At 62.3% G+C, this 7,850-nt stretch carries 10 protein-coding genes and 1 pseudogene; 8 read left to right on the top strand and 3 right to left on the bottom strand.

Features of this window, described 5'->3' with window-relative positions:
• The 4 genes from P8Y39_11730 to P8Y39_11715 form a co-directional block, all read left to right on the top strand.
• Positions 1 to 583, top strand: a 583-nt coding sequence (locus tag P8Y39_11730; GenBank protein MEJ2192988.1) for a hypothetical protein, incomplete at its 5' end; no start/stop codon positions are given.
• Complete coding sequence (locus tag P8Y39_11725) at positions 580 to 849, top strand: YciI family protein (GenBank protein ID MEJ2192987.1); 270 nt, start codon at positions 580 to 582, stop codon at positions 847 to 849. The genes P8Y39_11730 and P8Y39_11725, both read left to right, overlap by 4 nt.
• A 9-nt stretch (positions 850 to 858) precedes the next feature.
• Positions 859 to 1,293: a CGGC domain-containing protein gene (locus tag P8Y39_11720; protein MEJ2192986.1), complete on the top strand. Its 435-nt coding sequence runs from the start codon at positions 859 to 861 to the stop codon at positions 1,291 to 1,293.
• A 4-nt stretch (positions 1,294 to 1,297) separates the two neighbouring features.
• Positions 1,298 to 2,014 carry a 4Fe-4S double cluster binding domain-containing protein gene (locus tag P8Y39_11715; GenBank protein MEJ2192985.1) on the top strand — a complete coding sequence of 239 codons (717 nt, stop codon included), beginning with the start codon at positions 1,298 to 1,300 and terminating at the stop codon, positions 2,012 to 2,014.
• A 154-nt stretch (positions 2,015 to 2,168) separates the two neighbouring features.
• On the opposite strand, the gene P8Y39_11710 is transcribed toward P8Y39_11715, so the two are convergent.
• Entirely contained in the window at positions 2,169 to 2,849 is a 681-nt protein-coding gene (locus tag P8Y39_11710; GenBank protein MEJ2192984.1) for a hypothetical protein, read from the bottom strand.
• Between the two features lie 477 nt (positions 2,850 to 3,326).
• Here P8Y39_11710 and P8Y39_11705 point away from each other — a divergent pair, with 477 nt between their 5' ends.
• The gene (locus tag P8Y39_11705; protein MEJ2192983.1) at positions 3,327 to 3,740 is read left to right on the top strand and encodes a GNAT family N-acetyltransferase; all 414 of its coding nucleotides are present in this window, start codon (positions 3,327 to 3,329) and stop codon (positions 3,738 to 3,740) included.
• Positions 3,740 to 4,498, top strand: a complete 759-nt coding sequence (locus P8Y39_11700) for a hypothetical protein (GenBank protein ID MEJ2192982.1) — start codon at positions 3,740 to 3,742, stop codon at positions 4,496 to 4,498. Before P8Y39_11705 ends, P8Y39_11700 begins: the two co-directional genes overlap by 1 nt.
• A gap of 173 nt (positions 4,499 to 4,671) precedes the next feature.
• Here P8Y39_11700 and P8Y39_11695 read toward each other — a convergent pair whose 3' ends face one another.
• Together P8Y39_11695 and P8Y39_11690 are read right to left on the bottom strand one after the other, a co-directional pair.
• Complete coding sequence (locus P8Y39_11695) at positions 4,672 to 5,958, bottom strand: ammonium transporter (GenBank protein MEJ2192981.1); 1,287 nt, start codon at positions 5,956 to 5,958, stop codon at positions 4,672 to 4,674.
• Positions 5,955 to 6,293: a P-II family nitrogen regulator gene (locus P8Y39_11690; protein ID MEJ2192980.1), complete on the bottom strand. Its 339-nt coding sequence runs from the start codon at positions 6,291 to 6,293 to the stop codon at positions 5,955 to 5,957. Before P8Y39_11690 ends, P8Y39_11695 begins: the two co-directional genes overlap by 4 nt.
• Positions 6,294 to 6,559: 266 nt before the next feature.
• Here P8Y39_11690 and P8Y39_11685 point away from each other — a divergent pair.
• A pseudogene (locus P8Y39_11685) lies at positions 6,560 to 6,733 on the top strand (helix-turn-helix domain-containing protein).
• Positions 6,734 to 6,790: 57 nt separating this feature from the next.
• Positions 6,791 to 7,579, top strand: a complete 789-nt coding sequence (locus P8Y39_11680; protein ID MEJ2192979.1) for a hypothetical protein — start codon at positions 6,791 to 6,793, stop codon at positions 7,577 to 7,579.
• Positions 7,580 to 7,850: the final 271 nt, after the last annotated feature.

Genomic DNA, 7,850 nt, shown 5'->3' with positions numbered 1-7,850 from the left:
GTTCCGCGCCCGGGCCGCCCGGGCACATGGGGCATCGCGGTTCTGCCTGGTCACAAGCGGAAGGAAGGCCGCCCCGGGAGAGCTTGAGAGGATTGCCCGCATGCTCTCCGCCGTCCGGGAGGAGGGGCTTCTGCCCTGCGCCACCCTCGGGCTTCTTGGAAGACAGGAGCTTCGGATGCTCAAGGGGGCGGGGCTGGACCGTTACCACCACAACCTCGAGACCTCGCGGCTGTTCTTCCCCCGTGTGTGCACCACCCATACCTACGCCGAGAAGCTCCGCGCCGTGGAGGCCGCCCTGGCCGAGGGCCTCACGGTCTGCTCCGGGGGGCTGTTCGGCCTGGGGGACGGCCATGGAGGCGCTGCGCGTGGTGAGCCTCTACAGGTTTCTGCTCCCCGAGAAGGAGGTCCGGGTGGCGGGGGGAAGGCTCCAGGTGCTGGGCGAGATGGGGGCCCTGCTTTTTATGGCCGGGGCGGACGGGCTTCTTACGGGGGACTGCCTGACGGTTTCGGGCAGGAGGCCCGGGGACGACCTCAGGCTTATCGAACAGTACGGCATGCATCTTTCCCAAGGAGGGAGCCATGACCATTCTCATGATCAACAGGGTCAAGGCAGGGACAAGGCCGGAGGACCTCCAGCACGTCATCCCGCCGCACGTGGAGTGGCTCAGGCAGAGGATGGCCGAGGGGAAGGTCCTTCAGGCCGGAAAGTGGGGAGACATCGGAGGGATGTGGGTCTTTGAGGCGGGAAGCCTCGAGGAGGCCCGGGCATTGGTGGAGCAGGACCCCCTCATCTCCTCGGGCCTCACCACCTACGAGCTGGCGGAGTTCTTTCCGCTGAGCCCGAAGTAGGGGGACGCCGTGGCGCGCATAGGCATCCTGACCTGCTCGAACGCCACCGGGGAGCTGGGCTGCTCCTCGGCAAGCTGCCTGGCCGACCTGAGGAAGCGGCGGGGCGCCTTCGCCCGGTACGCCGAGGGGGAGAGGGTGGACCTGGTGGGCATCATAAGCTGCGCCGGGTGCCCCACCCTGGCGGGCCCCGAAAAGCTCCTGGCCCGCGTGCGGGGGCTTACCGGGTTCAGGGTGGACGCCATCCATCTGGCCAACTGCGTCAAGGCCTTCTGCCCCTTCAGGGAAAAGTACGTCCGGGCGCTTCGAGAGGCCTTCCCCGACATCGAGATAATCCCGGGCACCCACCAGGAGCACATCACCGATGGAGAGTTCCGGGAGAAGGTGCGAAAGCTCTTCGGGCAGCCCCGGAAGACCATGGTGGACATCATCAAGGGGACGGACTGATGCGGTGGACAGCGCCCGGGAGATAAAGGCGCACGCCTCGTCCCTGGGGGCGCGCCTGGCGGGCATTGCGGACCTGGCCCCTCTGAAGGCCGGGCTTCCCACCATACCCGGAGGGTTTCTTGACCCTTATGTCCGGGCCGTCTCCATAGCGCTGCCCTTGGAGGACGGCGTCATCGAGGCGGTTATGGAGAGGCCCACCCCGGAATACGCCCGGCACTACCGCGTGCTGAACGCCGGGCTTGACCTGATAGCCGCCGGGGTGGTCCGGTGGCTGGCCGACCGGGGGTCCCTTGCCCTGGGGGTGCCGGCCTCCCGCATACTGGACGAGGAGCGGCTCATGGGAGCCGTCTCCCACAAGGCCGTGGCCCGGATGGCGGGCCTCGGCTGGCAGGGGAAGAGCCTTCTGCTCGTCACACCGGAGATGGGGCCGCGGGTGCGGCTTGCCACGGTGCTCACGGACATGCCGCTCGAGCCGGACCGGCCCCTCGCGAACCGCTGCGGAGACTGCACCTGCTGCACCGATGCCTGTCCGGTGGGCGCCATACGGGGCGTTCCCACCGAGAGCCACTACCCGGGCAGGGAGGACGCGGTGGACCTCGCCGCCTGTAACGCCCGGACCCACGAGAACGCCCGCCTCGGAGGCGTCGGCGCCCGCATCTGCGGCGTCTGCGTAAGGGTTTGCCCCCACGGGGAAAAGAAAGCGGCCCGCCGCCCGGGATAGCTAGGCTCACGGCAGGCCGCGACGGTGAGGATGCTTCGCTCCCGGACGTGCCCTCTGCCGCCTCAAGGCCCTCTTTGCCGCTTGCCCGGTGCGCTTACATTTGAAACGACGCTGCGCTCGCCCCGGAAAAGAAGGCTTTTGAGCACGGCGGCGATTAACGCTCCTCCCGGGCCGGGCGCAGCGTCCTGAACCTCCCGATGAGGGTGGTGCCGCTCATGAGGTCGGCAAAACCCAGGCCCAACAGCGCCACCAGGCTCAGAATCATCGGGCGGATTCCCGTAAGCGCGAGAATGCCCAGCGTAATCGCCGTAATCCCGATGAGCACCTGCACGCCGGCCGCCGCAGATATGGCGGAGCTCGCCATGTCACGGATCATCTGCCGCTGTTCGGTCGCCTCGACCCACAGTGAGTTCAGGCGGGAGTTGACGCTGCTGCCGACCAGCACGGTGCTGCCGAAGGCGATGACCGCCGCGGGTATGAGCACCAGGGGGTATATGCCCAGAAGGGCCAGCACCCCGAGCACGATACCTATCACCCCGCCGAGGAACTCCGACGTCACGCCCAGGCCGAGACGCCCGACGTCCTCACTTTCGGCCGCGCTGCGCACGAGGTTCGCAAACCGGGCCGCAATGGCCCCGCCCTCGAACATCAAGGCACTCCCCACGGCGATTGTGGCCACGCCGAGCAGAATGTCCGGGAAAACCTGCGACAGCCCGAGAATGGTGATGACTATCGCTCCCACGCCCGCGATGCCCTCGGCCATCGAGCCGCGTATCATGGGCGCCATCGTCCTTCTTTCCGCCATCGCCTCCGCTGTAACGTTCGGATTAGCCATGTTCATTCTCCCTTAAAGTTTGATTGGCGGTTCGGGGTTCATACGATTGTCTCAGGGATAGGTGTCCGAAAGAGTTTTCACCATGGCAGGAACCTCCCTCCTCTCAGCGAGCCGTCCCCCGTGCTTCTAACCAAAGTCTAGTCCAATGCGGATGTTTGTCAAGACTGCGCGGGCGGCGGAGAGGAGAGGAAATTGCTCTCATAATTGATAATTCGCGCTCTGTGACATGCACGGGCGAATTTCAAACATTTCGGGTACATTCCAGGGTGAATGCGTTTCTGGTTAGCGAGGGCGGGGCTTCACCCGCCGGCAGATGATGGCGGCGATGGGGCAGGAGCGGGGGTGGTGAGCATATGCGGTATGTGGGTGGAGGTTGATTTGCTCTTTATGCCCAGCATGACGCCATTGTCTCGGGTGTGCTGTCTGGGAAGTGCAATCTGTAAGACCCCAAAATTTCGTGTAAAATACGTAATTACGATGAGCAACCAATTCTTGTTAATCGAGCGTCCTCCGACCACGGAGGAGTACCTGAGACTCCGTGAAACCGTTGGGTGGGGGGATATGGATGCCGAAGCTACAGGAGTTGGCTTGAGCACTTCTCTTTTTTCAGTTTGCGTATTGTTCGGCGATGAAGTTGTCGGATGCGGACGCGTTATAGGAGATGGTGGGATTTATTTCTATATCCAGGATGTAATCGTATCGCCGAAATTGCAGGGACAGGGAATCGGCGAACTCATAATGAACGCGCTAATGAAGTACCTGAAAGCACATGCCCACGCTAATGCTTTTATCGGTCTCATGGCGGCAAAGGGAAGGGCCGGGTTCTATAAGCGTTTCGGCTTTAGCGAGCGCCCTTCCGGCGCTCCGGGAATGTATATGGTAATGGAATAATGAAACGCATATTCTTCAAATCCGCCTTGTTCGCGTTGACCGTTGTCTCATTTATCGGTTCCGCGCACGGGCAGCAGACGAATATCCATGTCTCATTGCCGCCCTTGGTCGATGCGGGTATGAAGCACAACAGGTACATGTCCGCAAGCTACATCCGGATGGACGGTGAAAGACTGCATGTGAACGGAATGGACGTTAACACCATATTCAGGGGGCCCATAAGCAATACCACGGCCTGGGATATTTCCGTCGGCGTTGCATTGCTGGGGAGCGTTCTGGGCGGCCAGATGGATGTCGACGCTTCCGAGAGGGATGTAAGCGGTGTCGTCCTTCACGGCAGTTACAATCGTGAATACGTGGCGCTGAAGAATCCGTCCTCAAGCCTTATGCTTTTTATGGGAATACCCGTATCATTCGGCAATTTTATTCTTGAGAACCGGGAAGATGTGACCGTATACAACCTGATGGCGGGCCTGCAGGGAGGTGCCCGGCTGGACCTCAGGATGGGTGATTTTATCGGTGCTCCCCTGTTCATGGCTCATTTTATGGGGGGATATACGGAACGTTATGACGGCGGCGTATATTTGGAAAATCTCGATTCCGGCGGCGTCCCCGTCTTTGCCGTCATAACCGCTGGACTGGATATTATCTACCTTCCCCTCGGGCTGAAATTAAGCGGCATGTATCAGCGAACCTTCGAGTCTGGGGACAACGAGCCGATAGATGCGACACTGATACAGTTCGGTTTCAGCTTCTGAAAACCATGGTGTGCGTTGTGCATGTAACCACAGGCTTATTCTCCACTCGGACCAGGACGCTTGCACAACAAAAGACGGGGGCAGCCTTCCGGCCACCCCCGCCGTGGGGGGGAGTCCAATCCGTTGTGCAGCCGCCGGGGGCGGTCGCCCCTGGTCGCCGGGGCCGTGGCCCCCTATCGCATGTCGTACCCCGTCTCGCCGTGCTGGCTGAGGTCCAGGCCCTGGCGCTCATGCTCCTCGGAGACCCGGAGGCCCACAGCGGCGTCCACCACCTTTAGAAGAATGAAGCTCACCACGCCCGAGTAGGCGATGGTGGCCGCGCTGGCTATGAGCTGCGCGCCCACCAGGCCGGGGTTTCCGTGGAAAAGCCCGTCGGTGCCGCCGAAGGCCGCCGCGGCGAAGAGCCCCGTAGCGATGGCGCCCCAGAGGCCTCCCACCCCGTGGATGCCCAGGACGTCCAGGGAGTCGTCATAGCCCAAGCGGGGCCTGAGGTTGACGGCGATGTAGCAGAGGACGCCCGCCCCCACCCCGATGGCTATGGCCGAAAGCGGACTCACAAAGCCCGCCGCCGGCGTGATGCCCACCAGCCCGGCCACCGCTCCGGAGACCGCGCCGAAGGCCGTTGCCTTGCCCCGGTGCAGCCACTCGGTGAAGCTCCATCCCATGGCCGCCGCCGCCGCGCCGGTGTTGGTGGTGACGAAGGCCAGGGAGGCCAGCCCGTTTGAGGCCAGCGCGCTTCCGGCGTTGAACCCGAACCAGCCGAACCACAGGAGGGCCGCGCCGAGCACGGTCAGGGGCAGGTTGTGCGGCATCATCTGCTCCTCCAGGTACCCCTTTCTCTTGCCCACCACCAGGGCCGCCACGAAAGCCGCCACGGCCGAGTTTATGTGCACCACGGTGCCCCCGGCGAAGTCCAGCGCGCCCACCTTCGTCATTATCCAGCCGCCGCCCCACACCCAGTGGGCCACCGGGGAGTAGACGAAGGTCACCCAGAGGGCGCTGAAAAGGAGCATGGCCGAGAACTTCATCCTCTCGGCGAAGGCCCCGGTGATGAGCGCCGGGGTGATGACGGCGAACATGCCCTGAAACATCATGAAGATGTAATGGGGCACGGTGCCGTTTGCCTCCATGCCCACCCCCCTCAGGCCCACCATGGCGAGGGAGCCCACCAGGCCGCCCACGTCGGGGCCGAAGGCCAGGCTGTAGCCCCAGAGTATCCAGATGAGGCTTACCATGCAGAGCATCATGAAGCTGTGCATGATGGTGCCCAGGACGTTCTTGCTCCGCACCATGCCTCCGTAGAAGAAGGCCAGCCCCGGGGTCATCAGCATGACCAGGGCCGTGGAGACCAGAAGCCACGCCGTATCCCCCGGGCTTATCTCCGGAGCCTCCGCCGCTAGGGCGGCCCCCGCCGGAAGGAGCACCGCCCCGAGCGTAATCAATATCTTCAGCTTTCTCATAGCGCCTCCTCGCCCCTTTCGTCGGTTCTGATGCGGATGACCTCATCCAGCGCGGTGACGAAAATCTTTCCGTCCCCTATCTCCCCCGTGCGGGCGGCCCCCATGATGGCCTCCACCGCCTGTTCCACTAGGCCGTCGGGGACGGCGACCTCCACCTTTATCTTGGGGAGAAACTTCACCTCGTACTCCGCCCCCCGGTAGACCTCCAGGTGGCCCTTCTGCCTGCCGAACCCCTTGACCTCCACCACGGTCATGCCCTTGACGCCTATGTCCATGAGGGCCTGCCGTACTTCGTCCTGCCTGAAGTGCTTGATGACGGACGTTATCATCTTCATCCCTTACACTCCTCCTCCCGAAAAAGGATTTCTCCGAGAAGTAATCACGAACCGTGCCAGGGAAAATGTACTTCTAATCCGGGCGCTTGCGCCTTCTCTCCTCCCGACAAAAATGTATGCCGGACAAAACTGTCGGACATTTCTGTATGCCCTTGTTCCCGCCGTTCCTTTAAAGACAAGGGGTTCCTGGCTGGCACGTTTCTCGCAACCTCGGAGGCATGAGCGAGGACCGAGGCGTTTCCCTCAGAGAGGCCATCGGGCGGTTCGAGAGGGCGGAGATTCTGGATGCCCTGGAGCGGACCGGCTGGGTGAAGGCGAGGGCCGCCCGGAGGCTGGGGATTACGGAAAGGATGATAGGGTATAAGATAAGAAAATATGGCATCACGAAGGAGGTGAATGAGCAAGGCAAAGAGACGCAACAAGGGGAAAGAAGGGATTAAGGATTATCAAGGAAGCAAGCGGAATCATTATCCGAAAAAAAGAACGAAGGAGGGAAAATGCTCAGACACGTTTTGAAGGTATCGGCCGTGGCGCTGGTGTCTCGGACACTGGTGTCCCTGGCACTGGTGTCGCTGGCGCTGGCTGTCCCGCTGGCCGGTGCGGCGCGAGCCGTGGAGAAGGGCGGGGACGCCGAGGTCGCCGTGCTCAGCAACTATGTCTGGCGGGGCCTCACCCTGAGCGACGACTGGGTCGTGCAGCCCGCCGTGGGCGTCACCTACGGGCCCATGTACTTCAACCTCTGGAGCAACTACGACACCGACCCGGACGAGGTCACCGAGACGGACCTCACCGTGGCGTACACGCGGCCCCTCATGGAAAACCTCACCGGCGAGCTGGGCTACATCTACTATGCCCTGGAGGGGGTGGAGGACACCCAGGAGTTCTACCTCTCCCTCTCCTACGACTGGCTCGTCACTCCCAGCCTCACCTTCTACTACGACTTCGACGAGGGGACGGGCGGCTACCTGGTGCTGGCGCTTGAGTACGAGCGGGAGCTGAGCGACCGCGCCACACTGAACCTGGGGCTATCGGGCAGCGTGCTTTTCGACAACGCCGTGGTGGGTGTGACCGCCGCGGACGAGGAGTACACGAACCTTCATAACGGCGAGCTCTCGGGCTCGCTGAGCGTTCCCCTCCGGGAGGGCGTGGTGCTCGAGCCCATGCTGGCCTTCTCCTTCCCCCTGAGCGGGGACTTCAAGGACGCCACCGAGATGCTCAACGTCCCCGAGCACCGGGGCGACGACACGGTGTTTTACGGCGGGGCGACGGTGAGCGTGAGCTTCTAGAGACGCACGGGGGACTCGCGTCCCCCCTGCGTACCCCCTAAAGAATTTGAAGAGGATTTCGCATCCGCCTTACGTATCCCCCCTGGCAAGGAAAGGCCACTCCCTCCCTTGCGCTCAAGGGAGGAGGAAAACCGATGTGGAAAAGTCAATGCCACTTTTTTCCTTGACAACTAAAAGGACACCCTATATTGTACTTCAGTTGCAAATTTAACCCTTTGAAAGGAGGACGGACGTAATGAAACGCATTCAGTTTCTTATCCTGGGTATCGTT

This window comes from Nitrospirota bacterium, assembly GCA_037386965.1.
Taxonomy (GTDB): Bacteria; Nitrospirota; Thermodesulfovibrionia; order Thermodesulfovibrionales; family JdFR-86; genus JARRLN01.
This window is presented reverse-complemented; position numbering and strand designations above follow the sequence as displayed.